Origin of the sequence: Micromonospora matsumotoense (assembly GCF_900091525.1) — a bacterium.
GTDB classification, from domain to species: domain Bacteria; phylum Actinomycetota; class Actinomycetes; order Mycobacteriales; family Micromonosporaceae; genus Micromonospora; species Micromonospora matsumotoensis.
This window is the reverse complement of sequence record NZ_FMCU01000011.1, coordinates 107,928-122,710: the sequence shown is the minus strand read 5'-3', so window position 1 is coordinate 122,710 and position 14,783 is coordinate 107,928. Positions and strand designations below refer to the sequence as shown.

General features: G+C 72.8%; 11 protein-coding genes and 1 pseudogene. 6 read left to right on the top strand and 6 right to left on the bottom strand.

Annotated features, from left to right (window positions below; all coding sequences use genetic code 11):
* Positions 1-160: 160 nt before the first annotated feature.
* Positions 161-1,816, bottom strand: coding sequence for a hypothetical protein (locus GA0070216_RS21455; protein ID WP_091249056.1), 1,656 nt, complete (start codon positions 1,814-1,816; stop codon positions 161-163).
* Positions 1,817-2,206: 390 nt separating this feature from the next.
* On the opposite strand from GA0070216_RS21455, the gene dnaB reads away from it, so the two are divergent.
* Both dnaB and GA0070216_RS33925 read left to right on the top strand, forming a co-directional pair.
* Positions 2,207-4,552, top strand: a complete 2,346-nt coding sequence (gene dnaB / locus GA0070216_RS21450) for a replicative DNA helicase (protein ID WP_218108251.1) — start codon at positions 2,207-2,209, stop codon at positions 4,550-4,552.
* Between the two features lie 730 nt (positions 4,553-5,282).
* Positions 5,283-5,474 carry a hypothetical protein gene (locus tag GA0070216_RS33925; protein WP_141723153.1) on the top strand — a complete coding sequence of 64 codons (192 nt, stop codon included), beginning with the start codon at positions 5,283-5,285 and terminating at the stop codon, positions 5,472-5,474.
* A gap of 28 nt (positions 5,475-5,502) precedes the next feature.
* Here the strand turns inward: GA0070216_RS33925 and GA0070216_RS21445 are convergent, their stop codons facing one another.
* The 5 genes and pseudogenes from GA0070216_RS21445 to GA0070216_RS21425 form a co-directional block, all read right to left on the bottom strand.
* Positions 5,503-6,186 carry a maleylpyruvate isomerase N-terminal domain-containing protein gene (locus GA0070216_RS21445; RefSeq protein ID WP_091249356.1) on the bottom strand — a complete coding sequence of 228 codons (684 nt, stop codon included), beginning with the start codon at positions 6,184-6,186 and terminating at the stop codon, positions 5,503-5,505.
* Between the two features lie 181 nt (positions 6,187-6,367).
* On the bottom strand, positions 6,368-6,793 hold the full coding sequence (locus tag GA0070216_RS21440) for a TFIIB-type zinc ribbon-containing protein (protein WP_091249053.1): 426 nt from the start codon (positions 6,791-6,793) through the stop codon (positions 6,368-6,370).
* Positions 6,794-6,822: 29 nt separating this feature from the next.
* On the bottom strand, positions 6,823-7,455 hold the full coding sequence (locus GA0070216_RS21435) for a phosphoribosyltransferase (protein WP_091249353.1): 633 nt from the start codon (positions 7,453-7,455) through the stop codon (positions 6,823-6,825).
* A pseudogene (locus tag GA0070216_RS21430) lies at positions 7,456-8,787 on the bottom strand (glycosyltransferase 87 family protein); the annotation flags it as partial.
* A complete protein-coding gene (locus GA0070216_RS21425) occupies positions 8,784-11,312 on the bottom strand; it encodes a putative bifunctional diguanylate cyclase/phosphodiesterase (RefSeq protein ID WP_091249050.1) in 2,529 nt (842 codons plus the stop codon). The gene GA0070216_RS21425 and the pseudogene GA0070216_RS21430, both read right to left, overlap by 4 nt.
* 700 nt (positions 11,313-12,012) lie before the next feature.
* Here GA0070216_RS21425 and moaC point away from each other — a divergent pair.
* The 4 genes from moaC to GA0070216_RS21405 all read left to right on the top strand — a co-directional run bounded on the left by moaC (position 12,013) and on the right by GA0070216_RS21405 (position 14,740).
* Positions 12,013-12,504, top strand: a complete 492-nt coding sequence (gene moaC, locus GA0070216_RS21420) for a cyclic pyranopterin monophosphate synthase MoaC (protein ID WP_091249047.1) — start codon at positions 12,013-12,015, stop codon at positions 12,502-12,504.
* The gene (locus tag GA0070216_RS21415) at positions 12,501-12,971 is read left to right on the top strand and encodes a MogA/MoaB family molybdenum cofactor biosynthesis protein (RefSeq protein ID WP_091249045.1); all 471 of its coding nucleotides are present in this window, start codon (positions 12,501-12,503) and stop codon (positions 12,969-12,971) included. Before moaC ends, GA0070216_RS21415 begins: the two co-directional genes overlap by 4 nt.
* A gap of 81 nt (positions 12,972-13,052) precedes the next feature.
* Positions 13,053-14,312: a molybdopterin molybdotransferase MoeA gene (locus GA0070216_RS21410; protein ID WP_091249041.1), complete on the top strand. Its 1,260-nt coding sequence runs from the start codon at positions 13,053-13,055 to the stop codon at positions 14,310-14,312.
* On the top strand, positions 14,309-14,740 hold the full coding sequence (locus GA0070216_RS21405; RefSeq protein ID WP_218108250.1) for a molybdenum cofactor biosynthesis protein MoaE: 432 nt from the start codon (positions 14,309-14,311) through the stop codon (positions 14,738-14,740). Before GA0070216_RS21410 ends, GA0070216_RS21405 begins: the two co-directional genes overlap by 4 nt.
* Positions 14,741-14,783 lie beyond the last annotated feature (43 nt).

Sequence of the window (14,783 nt, the reverse complement as noted above, 5' to 3'; positions counted from 1 at the left end):
CCGCGCTGCCCGTCGCCGTCACCGGTCTCGGACGCCGGAGCGTCGGACGCGGCAGCATCCGTGCCGGCCTCCGGGGTCGGCTCGGCCGCCGGTGCGTCGGTGCCCCGCGCCCCGGCCGTCGGCGCGACAACGGCCGGCACCGGGAGCGGCACCGCGCACGTCAGCCGATCGGCTGACCGGTGATCGCGCTGATCAACACGGTGGACAGGCCACCACCCACCACCGCCGCCGCCAGCGCCACCGTCGCCGGCCGCCAGGTCGTCCCCACCCGGCGCAGCAGGACCGCCACCACCAGACTGCTCAGCAACGACAGCCCGAACCGGGGCGCCGCCGCGACCAGTGAACCGAAGGCGTGCGCCCGGGGCGGCTCACACCCGCCGCCGCTGATGTCCGTGACACAGCCGGCCGGCGGCTGACCGTCCAGGGTCAACAGCCACAGGAACACCAGCACCGCCGGCACCAGATAACAGGCGGCCGTGTAGACCAGCGGGCGCAGCGGGCCACCCGGGTCCGGGTCGAGCAGGTCGTCCTCCAGGCGACGGTTCCACGACCCGGCACCCACCGACCCGATCCGGTCCCGCAGCGAGGCCGTCGCCACCGCCCGGCCGGACGCCGGCTCGGCCCGACGCCGGGGGGCCGTCCGGGGCCTCGGTGCCGTGTAGCCCACCACCGGAGAGCGGGGTGCCGAGGTCGGAGGGTCCATCCACCGGGGATCGTCCCCGGCCAACCGGGTGCCCGACCAGAACCCCTCCGGCTGCTCACCCCACGGCCAGCCCTCACCCTCCGTCATCGGCTGGGACGACCGAGGTGGCACCGACCGTTCCCACCGGTCGACCCCACCCCGGTCCCGGCGGTCGACCTCGCCCCGGTCCCACCGGTCGGTGTCATCCCGGTCCCGACGGCCGAATCCGCCCGTGTCCCGGCGGTCGGCCTCGTCACGATCCGCGGTCACCGGACCCCACCGGCCGACGTCCGTCCGGTCCCACTGCGCGGTGTCGGTGAACCGGTCCCACTGGCCGGTGCTGTCGCTCTTCTCCCACCGCGACGCCCCGCCGGGACGCTCCCACCGGTCGTCGGCGACCGGACTCTGCCAGGTGTGCACGCCGGACGCGTCCCACGGGTCGACCGCCGGCCGGTACTCCGGCTCCGGCTCGGCGGCACGGCTCCACGGATCGGCCGCCGGGCGGCTCCCCGGGTCGGTCAACGGACGGGCCCACGAATCGTCGGTGTTGCGTCGCCGTCGCCGGGGCGGCTGCTCGGGTACGGCCTCCACCGGCAGGTCGGAGTCGTCACCGCCGGACCAGACCACCTCGGGACGACGGGACGCGGACCGACGCGGGCGGGCCGTCGGGGCGGCACCGGAGACCGGCTCACCCTCGTCGGTGTCCGCCCGCCGGCTGCCCACGTACCCCTGCTCCTGCGGGCGGTCGAAGGTCCACTCCCTGGTGTGGTCGGACTCGGGGGCTGCCGCGATCGCCCGGGGCTCCCGCCGCTCGCTCTCCCGCCGCCGCCTGGCCGCACGCCTACCCAACCCGGAGACCGGACGGGCGTCGTCGTCCTCGTCGTCGTCCGGGGCGGCGTGCCGACCCCGACCGTCGGCGTGCGCGATGCCCGACTCGACCGCCCACCGAGGCAGGTAGGCGTCGACGGGCTCCTGCTGGCCACGCTCGACCGCCCGTCGGCGGCTCGGCGTACGGTAGCGGTCCGTCGAGGAGAAAGAAGCTGACGGAACCGGGTCGCCGAGGTCGTCCCACGGGGCGATCGGCTGACGCTCGCGCGGGCTGCCCTCCCCGCGCTCCCAGTCCCGGTAACTCACGGCCGGAGCGTGACCCTTCTCAACCGAAAGTGCAATCCGCTGTCCAGGTGTAGCCGTTTCGCAGAGATAGTACGGGAAGACCGACCCAAGAGCCTTACCAGAAATTATTCGTCCACAGGGTGTGGATAGTGAACCTCCAGTTCAGGGCCGTGTTGCCCGGAATTCCCCCACAGTTTTCCACAGGCTGTGCACACGCTGCGCACATGGTTGTCCACTCGCATCCACAGGTTGTCCCGAGGCTCATCCACCGCGGCGGTTGAGGGTCTGACCTCGGGGTCCGTATCGTGGGGCACCGACCGGTCGCGCGGTGGCCCCCCGATCGACTCGACCGGAAGATGGCACACCGCCGGCGTACTGCTGGAACCGGTTCGACGCTGTGGAGGGGGAACCGTGTCGGTCACCGACGACATGCGGGCGGAGCCCCGGGCCGGGGGGCAGTCGCCCCCGCCACCCCGCGACGGCCAGTTCGACAAGACCCCACCCCAGGACGTCGCCGCCGAGCAGTGCGTCCTCGGCGGCATGCTGCTCTCCAAGGACGCGATCGCCGACGTCGTCGAGATCCTCAAGTCCACCGACTTCTACCGACCCGTCCACGCCACCATCTTCGACGCCATCCTCGACATCTACGGTCGCGGTGAGCCGGCCGACGGGATCACGGTCGCGGCGGCCCTGGCCGACTCGGGGGACCTCGCCCGGGTCGGCGGTGCCCCCTACCTGCACACCTGCATGGCGGCCGTGCCGACGGCGGCGAACGCCTCCTACTACGCCCGGATCGTGGGCGAACGTGCGGTGCTGCGCCGGCTGGTCGAGGCGGGCACCCGGATCGTGCAGCTCGGCTACGGCACCGCCGCCGGGGGCAGCCGGGACGTCGACGACGTCGTCGACCTGGCCCAGCAGGCGGTCTACGAGATCACCGAACGGCGGGTGAGCGAGGACTTCGCGATCCTCGCCGACATGCTCCAGCCCACCCTGGACGAGATCGAGGCGGTCGGCGCGCAGGGCGGCGTGATGACCGGGGTGCCGACCGGCTTCACCGATCTGGACCGGCTGCTCAACGGCCTGCACCCGGGGCAGCTCATCATCGTGGCCGGCCGACCCGGTCTCGGCAAGGCGCTCGCCCTGGACACGCCGTTGCCCACCCCGGACGGCTGGACCACGATGGGCGAGGTCGAGGTCGGCGACCGGTTGCTCGCGGCGGACGGCACACCGACCACGATCACCGCCGCCTTCGACGTGATGGACGGCCGACCCTGCTGTGCGGTCGAGTTCTCCGACGGCAGCGTGATCATCGCGGACGCCGACCACCTGTGGCAGACCACCCACGCGCGGGTCCTGGAGCCGGCGCAGGCCGGGGGGCCGGTCGGCCCGGCCGGTGGCGGCGCGCAGGCCCGACGGGAGGGTGTGGTCACCACGGCGGAGATCGCGGCGACGCTGCGTACCGGCCCGGATGCCCGCCTCAACCACACCGTCACCAACTGCGCCCCCCTCCGGTTGCCCGCGCGGCGGCTGCCGGTCCCGCCCTACAGCCTGGGCGTCCGGCTCGGTGACGGCGGCGCTGACCCGAGTCGCCTCACCGGAGCCCTCCGCGCGACCCTCCGGCAGATCGGTGTCAGCCCGGACCGGCACATCCCCCGGGACTACCTGCGGGGTTCCGAGGCGCAGCGCCGGGCGCTGCTCGCCGGTCTGTTCGACGCCGCCGGCTCGGTCAGCCCCACCGGCGACCTCCAGTACACCTCGACCTCGCGGCGGCTGGTCGGAGACGTCCGGGAACTCGTGGTGAGTCTCGGTTACCGCTGCACGGTCACCGAGCGGGCGGTACCCGGCCGTACCACGCTGTCGTCGACGGCCTACACGGTCACCTTCGCCACCGGGGACGCCGTGTTCCGGCTGGAGCGCAAGGCCGCCGTCCACCCTGCCCGTCGACGGACCGGTACGGACGTCCGGTACGTGGTGGATGTGCGGCCGGTGGCCAGTGTGCCGGTCCGGTGCGTGACGGTGGACAACCCGGCGCACCTCTACCTGGCCGGGCGGTCGATGATCCCGACCCACAACAGCACGGCGAGCATGGACTTCGCCCGCAACGCGGCGATCCGGGCCAACCAGGCCGCCGCCATCTTCTCTCTGGAAATGAGCAAGGTCGAGATCGTCATGCGGCTCCTCTCGGCCGAGGCGCGGGTCCCGCTGCACGTGCTGCGCAGCGGGCAGCTCTCCGACGACGACTGGACCAAGCTGGCCCGCTGCATGGGTGAGATCAGCGATGCGCCGCTCTTCGTGGACGACACGCCGAGCATGAACCTGATGGAGATCCGGGCGAAGGCCCGCCGGCTCAAGCAGAAGCACGACCTCAAGATGATCGTGGTCGACTATCTCCAGCTGATGACCTCACCGAAGCGCACCGAGAGCCGCCAGCAGGAGGTCGCGGACCTGTCCCGTGGCCTCAAGCTGCTGGCCAAGGAGGTCGAGTGCCCGGTGATCGCGGTCAGTCAGCTGAACCGTGGCCCCGAGCAACGCACCGACAAGCGCCCGCAGTTGTCCGATTTGCGGGAATCTGGCTCGATCGAACAAGATGCTGACGTCGTCATTCTGTTGCACCGCGACGACTATTACGACAAGGAGTCGCCGCGCGCCGGGGAGGCGGACTTTATTGTCGCCAAGCACAGAAATGGTCCGACCGACAGTATAACGGTCGCAGCGCAGCTCCATCTCTCTCGGTTCGTCGATATGGCCATCGGGTGACCGGTATTGGGACGCGACTGGCCGCTGGGCGGCGGAGCGACATGGTTGCACGTGCGGAAAGCGGAGAGTCTCACGAGTATTGCCCTACATGACGGGGTGGCAAGGCAAGCGATCCGAGGAATGCTCCGTCGTTGTGGCGTGCCTGCACGTCGAACTGGGAAATTGACGAATGCGCAGCGCGAGGAGGTAATAGAACGATTTCTCGACGGAGCGAGCCTCGGGCAGATCGCCACCGATTTCAGCGTCACGGTGCCGTCCGTTCGTGGCCTGATTTCCCGCCGAGGAATCAAGATCTCGTCAGTCTCGCAGGGCTTGCGACATGACGCCTTCGATGGCCTGACACCCGAGACTTGCTACTGGATCGGACTCCTGTTCGCCGACGGATGCGTCAGGCTACCGACCAGGTCACATGCCGCAGATATCGGTAGGCCTGGCTGAACGAGATCGGAGTCAACTGGTCGCGCTACGGGATTGTCTGGGCTGTGGTAACAGCATCTCTCAAACAAGTCCGACTCACGGCTCGTGCCAATTCTCCGTACGGTCGCAGACCTTGGCGGACCGGCTCATAGAATTGGGCAGATACGGTGAGTCCATCGACGAGCGGTTGATTCTCCCGCGCGACTTCTGGCGTGGCGTCGTCGATGGTGACGGCTCGTTGGGGATTTATGAAAGGGCGGCACCGGGTAGTCGGACTCTTTCTCAGTTCAGAGTGGTCGGAAGGTGGCATGTCATGGCCGCCTTTGTTGCTTTCCTCGAAAGTGACGGCATTGGTGGCCTGTCGGTGCGTCCACACAAGAGGATCTGTGCTGTTGGAACCACCTGTGGACCGGCTGAGGGAATAGCCTCCCTCCTCTACCTGAATGCTGAACCGGCTCTCGCGCGGAAGGCAGAAATTGCCGCACAGATGATCGCCCGGCAGTAATAGCGTTTACATTCTGCGCGCTTCAGCGTCAGCCGAGCAGTGGGAACCAGCCGGCGGCCTCGCCCAGCGCCACCCGGTCCCGGTCGGTCAGCGGCTGCCGGCCGGTGGCCTTGCCCAGGTACGTCAGGCCGTCCCAGTCGGCGGGCCGGACGGTGTCGTCGCTGAGCAGGCCGTCCATCGTGGCGACCGCGACCGTGACGGCGTGCGCACCGGGTCGCGGCGCGTCGGGCAGGTCGAGCACGAGGTCGAGATGGTGCACGACGGCCTCGGTGGTCAGCGTGGCCAGGAAGTCGGGCACCCGCAGCACGTGCCCCTGGGTGGTGACGCAGCCCTGCGGGTCGGCGGCACCCGCCGCGCGTACGGCGGCCGGGGCGGTGTCGGCCCAGATCCGCACCACGCCGGTGGGCCGGTCGAAGGCGGCGGCCGAGCGGCGGGCCCACCACGCGTGCCGGACCGCGGCGTCGGGATCGGCACCCGCCGGGAACGACCGCCAGTAGCTGACGTCGTCGGTGTCGGCCGGACCGTCGGCGGGGCTGGCCAGCGTGACCAACGCCCGTTGGGCGTCGCAGAGCAGGTGGAAGAGCAGGTCGGCGACGACCCAGCCGCGACATCGGGTGGGGCGTTGCAGAGCGTCGTCGTCGAGGTCGGCGACCACCCGGGTGATGCCGTCGTAGGCCTGCGCCAACGCGGTGTGCTGCCGGACGAAGGTCATGCCGTGCAGCGTCGCACGCGGGACGCCGTCCGGCACGACAGTCGGCGACCGGCCGGCCAGGGAGCATCGCGACAGGCCGGCCCGACCGGGGAGCGGTCGGCCGACGGGCCGGCTGGCGGCGCACGGAGCGTCGGGACGGCCGGCCGGGCGGTGGAGCGCCAGGCCGGCCGCGACGGGTCGGTCAGCCGAACATCTCGTCGAGGAAGCCCTTGTGCTTCTTGCGCTTGTAGTGGCCGTGGTAGCCGTGGTGCTGCTGCTGGTGACCGTAGCCACCGTGGGTGCCGTACGCGGGCTGCGGCGGGTAGCCCGGCGGGGGCGGGGGCGGCGGTACGGCGCCGTAGCCCGGCTGGTGGCTCGGGGCGGGCGGTGGCGGAGGCGGCGGGTAACCGCCCGGCGTCTGGACGTGCTGCTGACCGGGGACGGGACCCGGTTGGCCGGGCGCAGGTGCGCCGCGCTGCTGGTTCCAGTTCGCCTCGGCCTCGAACAGCTTTTCGAGTTCGCCACGGTCCAGGAAGATCCCCCGGCACTCGCCGCACTGGTCGATGACGACTCCGCTGCGCTCGTACTGGCGCATTTCTCCACGACACTTGGGACAGGTGAGCTGCATCGTTCGACGGTACCCGGTCGGCGCAGCGTTCAGGCGGTGGCGATCAGCGCCTCGGTCACCTCGTCGTCGTCGACCTCGTGGAAGTCGTCGTAGTAGGCGCTGACCGCGCCGAAGTCGACGGGGTGCTGGGCGCAGACCACCTCGTCCGCCTCGGCGGCCAGCATCTCGTACGCCTCCTGCGCGCCGACCGGCACCGCGACGACGACCCGTCGGGCACCGAGCCGCCGGGCGACCTGTACGGCGGCGCGGGCGGTCGCGCCGGTGGCCAAGCCGTCGTCGACGATCAGGGCGGTGCGTCCGGTCAGGTCGAGCGGGGGGCGACCGGATCGGTAGCGGGCCTCCCGACGGTCGAGTTCGGCCTGTTCGCGGCGTTGCACGTCGCTGCTGTCGGCCGGGTCGAGCCGGGCGGCGACCTGGTCGTTGAGGACCCGGACCCCGCCGGGGCCGAGCGCGCCGAAGGCCACCTCGGGGGCCCAGGGCAGGCCGAGCTTGCGGACCACCAGCACGTCGAGTGGCGCGCCGAGCCGGTCGGCGACCACCCGGGCCACCGGCACCCCACCACGGACCAGGCCCAGCACGACGACATCGGGTTGGCCGGCCAGGGCGGTGAGCCGCTCGGCGAGTCGCCGGCCGGCGTCCTCCCGATCGCGATAGCTGCTCATGCTCTCAGGTGTACGCCCTGCGGGCGGGGCGTGCCGGGGACTCGCCGGAACCGGGGCCCGACGGGTGGTCAGGGCGGGTGCCCAACTCAGCAGGGCGATCGGGTAGAGCAGGTAGCCGAAGCGGGTGGTGGGCATCAGCATGATCGCGGCGAGCAGGCCGTACCCGCAGATCAGCGCGGTGGTGACGGCGGTGCGCGGCGGGCGGCGGACGAGCCGGACGGCGATCGCGGCACCCACGGCGACGAGCAGCGCGGCGGCGACGAACCGGCCACCGGGCAGGGCGGTGGCGATCAGGTGGCCGGGGAACGGGGACTGGGCGGGGCTGGTGACCTGGCCGTGGCCGAGCGGGAAGCGGAACACGTTCTCCACCAGCGCGTCCCAATTCACCAGCAGGGCGGGGAGCAGGGCGAGGGCGGGCAGGCCGAGCGCACCGGCGGCGACCCGCAGCCCGGCCCGCCGGGTCGCCCCCCAGAAGATCAGGACCAGCGCGACCGGCCAGGCGAAGAGCTTCAACGCGCCGGCCAGCCCGACCGCCATCCCGGCCGGGCCGGGTCGGCCGCCGGCGGCGAGGGCCAACGCCAGCAGGCAGAGCGCGAGTACGGGCAGGTCGTCGCCGCCGGTGGCCAGGGTGAGCGCACAGATCGGCAGGACGGTCGCCGCCTGCACACCGCGCAGCACCGCCGGTGCCCCGGCCCAGCCTCCGACGGCCCGACCTCCGACGGGTCGGGTGGAGCGGCGTAGGGCGACCACGGCCAGCGCCAGGGCTGCGGCGGTGACCAGCGCGAACCAGACGCGGGAGTCGGTCCACCAGGCGTCGGTGGCGGCCCGGGGCAGCCCGAACAACGCCATCCCCGGCTGGTAGGGGGTGTAGCCGAGCAGTCGTTCGTCGGCGGGCAGCGCGGCGATGGCCTCCGGCCCGAGGTAGGGGGTGCCGTGTTCGGCGAGCCGGATGCCGGCGTGCTCCACCACCACCACCTCCTCCTGGGCCCGGTCGGTCCGCCCAGCGGCCCGCTGCCCGGCCTGGACGAGCAGGGGGAGCAGTGCGGTGCCGACCCAGGCGAGGCCGGTGACCGCCGCGCGGGCGGTGGTGCCGGCCAGCCGCGGGTGCTGGCGACGGCTGAGGAACTGGGCGGCGACCAGGAGGGTCGCGACGAGGTAGCCGACGGCGGCGATGCTCCCCCAGGCCCGGTGCGGTGCCAGGGCGGAGGCGGTGACGGCGGTGACGGCGGCGAAGGTGGCGGAGACCGCGTAGAGGCCGAAGTCGAGGGCGAGCCCGCCGGCGGCGGTGTCGACGGTCCGCCAGCGGCGGGCGGCGCGGTGGGCGGCGGTCACGCCGGCAAGTGTGGCAGACCGGTCGAGCGGTTCCGGGCGGGCTGGCGCCGGCCGGGGGTACTGAGTCGGATGACCGAACCGGTGTCGTGCAGTGGCGTGGCGAGGGTGCCGGGCCGGCCGCCGGAGCCGCGTTGGAGGGCGGCGAGGAGCGCGCCGGCCGGCAGCGGGCGGGCGAACAGGTGCCCCTGGCCGGCGGCGCAGCCGAGGGACCAGAGGGCGCGGCGCTGCGGTTCGCTCTCCACGCCCTCGGCGACGACCGCGAGGTCGAGGCTGCGGCCGAGGTCGAGGGTGGAGCGGATGACGGCCGCCGCCTCCGCGGAACTCTCCATCGCGGTGACGAAACTGCGGTCGATCTTCAGCTCGTGGACCGGAATCCGGGAGAGCAGGGAGAGCGAGGAGTAACCGGTGCCGAAGTCGTCCAGGGCGAGCCGGATGCCGGAGTCGCGCAGCCGGCTCAGCACCCGGTCGACCACGTCGAGCTGGCTGAGGGTGAGCGTCTCGGTCAGCTCCAGGACCAGCCGGTCCGGGGGGAAGTCGTGGGCCTGGAGCCGGGCCAGCACCGCACCGGGGAAGCGGGCGTCGAGCAGGCTGCGGGGGGAGACGTTGACCGAGACCGGCAGGTCGAAGCCGGCGGTCCGCCAGGTGACGGCGGCGACGAGCGCCTGGTCGAGGATGGCCTCGGCGAATGCGGGGAGCATGCCGGAGCGTTCCACCGCCTCGATGAAGCGCAGCGGGTCGATCACCCCGTGCCGGGGGTGGTGCCAGCGGGCGAGCGCCTCGGCCCCGGTCACCTCGCCGCTGCCGAGGTCGACGAGCGGCTGGAAGTTGACGGTGAACTCGTGGTCGGCCACCGCGCGGGGCAGCTCACCGCCGAGGGTGAGCCGGCGCAGGTCGGCGGTGTCCCGGGTCGGCGCGTACGTGGCGGTCCGCTGGCCGGCCCGCTTGGCCTGGTACATGGCGACGTCGGCGCGGCGCAGCAGCTCCGGCATGCCGCCGCTGGCGGGGGCCGCCGCGATACCGCCGCTGGCCTCCACGCTGATCCGCATGCCGTCCACGTCGAGCGGTTCGTGCAGGGCGCCGAGCAGGGTCTCGGCCCGGTGGGCGGCGATGGCGGGGGCGGGCAGGGCGCGCATCAGCACGGCGAACTCGTCGCCGCCGAGGCGGGCCACCAGGTCCTCGTCGCGGGCGGCGGCGCGCAGCCGGTCGGCGACCTGCATCAGCACCTGGTCACCGGCGGCGTGGCCGAGGGTGTCGTTGACCTCCTTGAAGTGGTTGAGGTCGATCAGGACGAGGGCGGTCACCCCCTCGGCGTGCCGGGCGTCGAGCTGCTCGGTGCCCCGGTCCAGCAGTTGCCGGCGGTTGGCCAGGCCGGTGAGCGCGTCATGGCTGGCGGCGTGGGCGTGCTCGTCGGCCACCCGGGCCAGCTCGGCGTACGCCTGGGCGTTGCGGACGGCGGTGCACAGGGCGGAGGCGAAGGTACGCAGGGTGTACTGCTCGCGTTCGTTGAGCCGTACCGGGCCGCGGAACCGGAGGCGGAGCATCCCGACGTCGGCCGTCCGGTCGTGGCCTTCGAGCCGGGCGGGCAGGACGGTGCCCTCGATCTCGCTCGGGGTGCCGGCGGGGCCGTCGTAGGTGATGGTGCCGCTGGCTCCGCGTACGGTGCGGCCGGCGTCGCGCAGCTCGATCTCGACCTCGTCGGCGGAGAAGAGTTCGGTGGCCTGGGTGACGGCGGTGGTGAGGACCTTGTCCAGGTCGACCACGTTGAGCGCGTCGGTGGTGCGGGCGAGGCGCTGCCAGGCCTGCTGCTCGGTCCGGGACTTGACCTGGTTGGAATAGAGCAGGTGGAGGCTGAGCACCAGGGGTGGCACGGCCAGCAGGAGCCGGGGGTCGGCCTGGAGGATGACCAGGGTGACGGCGATGAGGAGGAACCGGGCCAGCGCGCTGGTCAGGCGGAGCCCGAGGTCGTCCCAGAAGAGCCTGCGCAACGGGGTGCCGGTGGCCATCGCGATGACCGGCAGGGTGAGCAGTTCGTCGAGGACCACCGCGACGACGTAGGCGAGCCCGATCATGCCGATGACGTGTCGGAGGTCGGTGTCCTGTGGCGACCAGCCGAGGGTGTGCAGGGCGACGCCACCGCCGGCCGCCAGCAGCATGCTCTTGGCGATGCCGAAGGCGGTCTTCAGTGGTGAGGGCTTCATGGACAGCAGGGCGATCGCGACGCCGGTGCCGGTGGTCAGGACGACCAGCGGCGCCGGGGCGACGGCCAGGCCGAGGACGATCGCCGTCTCGCTCCAGGAGATTGCGTGGACCGTTGCCCGAATACGAATTCGCCAGTTGATCCGGACGCCGAGTGCGGCCGTGAAGGCCAGGGCGATGGATCGGGTGAGGTCGCCGCCGGTGAGGTCGAGATGGACCAGTTGGTAGAGGGCGACGACCGCCGCTGCGGTGGCCACCACGCAGACGAGGCCGACGTGCAGCGTCAGCTGCCGCTCGGCCTCCGTCTTGCCTTCGTCCGGTCGTGCCATCGTGTCCTCGACAACCACTCCGTGTCGCTGAGCAGAGGGCAAGGCTACGTGGGGTCACGCCGCCACCACAATCGTCTACAGCCACTCGTGTGCGGACATCGCGTTCGCCCTCCCCTGGTCGTTGCGCCCGACCCTTCCGGTCGGGTGCTGACAGGGGACAGCCTAAGTGCGGTAAGGACGATTTTGGAGGTATAAATGTAACTATGAGCGATAGGTGAGAATTGAGTGCGGGTTGGTGACTTTCCGTTTCCGTGGGGAAACGGAGTGCTGAGTGCTCCCGACGGTTCTCGTTAACGCTAGATAATGGTGCAGCGAGCGGGTTTACGACATCGGGCGAGGGGTGCTGGTTACCGCAACTGCGAGGTGACCGGCGTGCGAGTGCGACGGATCACCCGATTGCGGAACGCAGCGTAGTCGTGTCGACGCGATGGTGCCAGTGTCGTCGAAGTTGCTCGGTAGCGATTCGCGGTCACGGCGCGACGTAGGGTTTCTCGCCGGTGGCGGCCGAGTGTCCGATCTCCCATGCGATGGTGTTTCCCGCTCTCCCGCTGGTCCCAGAACGTATTAGTGGCGACCGATGAAATCGACGGTGAGCTATCGATCGCAAATCGTCCCGTACGGCGTCGACCCCCTTGATCCCCACCGCCCGGGGTGAAAGGGACGTACCCCCTGGTCGGACCCGAACGCTAGGCTCGCGGACGTGACCGATCCCGCGCAGCTCAGCCACGTCGACGCCGCCGGCGCGGCCCGCATGGTCGACGTCTCCGCCAAGCCGGTGTCCGGCCGGGTCGCCGTGGCCACCGGCCGGCTGCGCACCACCGCCGAGGTGGTGGAGCTGCTGCGCCGCGACGGGCTGCCCAAGGGCGACGCGCTGGCCGTCGGCCGGATCGCCGGCATCATGGGCGCCAAGCGCACCCCGGACCTGATCCCGCTCTGCCACCCGATCGCCCTGCACGGGGTCACCGTCGACCTGCGACTCACCGACGACACCGTCGAGATCACCGCCACCGCCCGCACCGCCGACCGGACCGGGGTGGAGATGGAGGCGCTGACCGCGGTGGCCGTCGCCGGGCTGGCCCTGATCGACATGGTCAAGGCGGTCGACCCGGCCGCCGCCGTGGACGCCGTCCGGGTGCTACGCAAGTCCGGCGGCAAGACCGGCGAGTGGGTCCGCCCGCAGGACCGGCCGTGATCCGGGCCCGGGTGATCGTGGCGTCCCAGCGGGCCGCCGCCGGGGTGTACGCCGACACCAGCGGCCCACTGCTCGTCGCCGGCCTGCGCGAGCTGGGCTGCCAGGTCGACGAGCCGGTGGTGGTGCCCGACGGCGAGCCGGTCGGCGAGGCGCTGCGGGCCGCCCACGCCGACCGGGTCGACGTGGTGTTGACCAGCGGCGGCACCGGCATCAACCCCACCGACCGCACCCCGGAGGTGACCCGGGCGCTGCTCGACTACGAGATCCCGGGCATCGCCGAGGCGATCCGCGCCCACAGCCGGGACCGGGTGCCCACCTCGGCGCTGTCCCGGGGGCTGGCCGGGGTGCTGGGCCGGATGCTGGTGGTCAACCTGCCCGGCTCGCGGGGCGGCGCGAAGGACGGCCTGGCCGTGCTGGGGCCGATCCTCGCCCACGCGGTCGACCAGTTGCACGGGGGCGACCACTGACCGCACGGCGGCCACGGCGGCGATAGGCTCGCAGGGGGTGAACGCGGAGCCCCGCGTCCCGTCCGAACGGAGGCCCGCCCGGTGAGCACGGAAACCGCCGCCACCTCGGCCCAGGTCGCCGCACCGCCGCCGGCCGGATGGGAGGAGGCCCGCTCCCGGGTGTACGCGGTCGGCCTGGCCGCCGCCCTGCCCCCGGTCAACCGGGCGCTGGCCGACGCCGACGGGCACACCCTGGCCGAGCCGTTGACCACCCGGACCGACCTGCCCGCCTTCCCCACCTCCAGCGTCGACGGCTGGGCGGTGCGCGGCGCCGGCCCGTGGGACGTCGTGGGGCGGGTGCTCGCCGGACACACCCCGGCCGGGCTGACCGCCGACGGCACCACCGTCGAGATCGCCACCGGCGCGATGGTCCCCGTCGGGACGACCGCCATCCTGCGCATCGAGGACTCGAGTCGTACCCCGGACGGGCGGGTGACCGGCACGCCGCGTCCCCATCCGGAGTGGCGTGAGCCGGGCGAGGAGGCGGTCGCCGGTGAGGAACTGCTGCCGGCCGGCACCCCCGTCGACCCCGCGCTGATCGGGCTGGCCGCCTCCTGCGGGCACGACCAACTCCGGGTCCGCCGTCAGCCCCGGGCCGCGCTGCTGGTCTTCGGGGACGAACTGCTCACCGCCGGCCCGCCGGGGTCCGGTCGGGTCCGCGACGCGCTCGGTCCCGCCGTGCCGTCGTGGTTGCGCCGCTACGGCTGCCAGGTGCGGCCCTCCGACGTGGTCGGCCCGGTGGCGGACACCCTGCCCGCCCACGTGGCCGCCCTGCGCGGGGCGCTGGCCGTGGCCGACCTGGTCTGCACCACCGGCGGCACCATGCACGGCCCGGTCGACCACCTGCATCCCGCGTTGGAGGCGCTCGGCGCCGACCACGTGGTCAACACCGTCTCCGTCCGGCCCGGCTTCCCGATGCTGCTGGCCCGGCTGGCCGACGCCGACGGGCGGGTCCGCTTCGTGGCCGGGCTGCCCGGCAACCCGCAGTCGGCGATCGTCGCGCTGGTGTCGCTGGTCGCGCCACTGCTCGCCGGGCTCCAGGGCCGTGCACTGCCGGCGCTGCCGCAGGCCACCCTCGCCGCGCCGGTGCCCGGCCGGGGGGACCACACCCACCTGGCTCTGGTCCGGCTGGACCGGGCCGCCGGCACCGCCCACCCCGTCCGGCACGTCGGCTCGGCGATGCTGCGCGGGCTGGCCGGCGCGGACGGGTTCGCGGTCATCCGGCCGGGCACCTCCGGCGAGGCCGGGGCGCGGGTGCCCGTCGTACCGCTGCCGTTGCTGCCCGGGGAGCGCACGTGGTGACGGCCGGCCCCACGACGACCCTGCTCGCGGTCACCGACCAACCGCTGGATCTGGCCGCGCACGAGGCGGCGGTCGCCGACCGTCGGGCCGGCGCGGTGGTCTCCTTCCAGGGCGTGGTCCGCGATCACGACCACGGCCGACCGGTCACCCTGTTGGAGTACGAGGGACACCCGAGCGCCGTCGAGACGCTGCGCGCGGTGGCCGCCGAGATCGCCGCCGATCCCGACGTCTACGCGGTGGCCGTGTCGCACCGGGTGGGCCGGCTCGACATCGGGGACGTGGCGCTGGTGGCGGCGGTCAGCACGGCGCACCGGGCGGCGGCCTTCGCGGCCTGTGCCCGGCTGGTCGACGAGGTGAAGGCGCGGCTGCCGATCTGGAAGCGGCAGGTCTTCGCCGACGGCACCGAGGAATGGGTCAACTGCCCCTGAGCGTGGCGTCGTGGCCCGCCGGGAGCGCCGCCGGGCCGGCCGG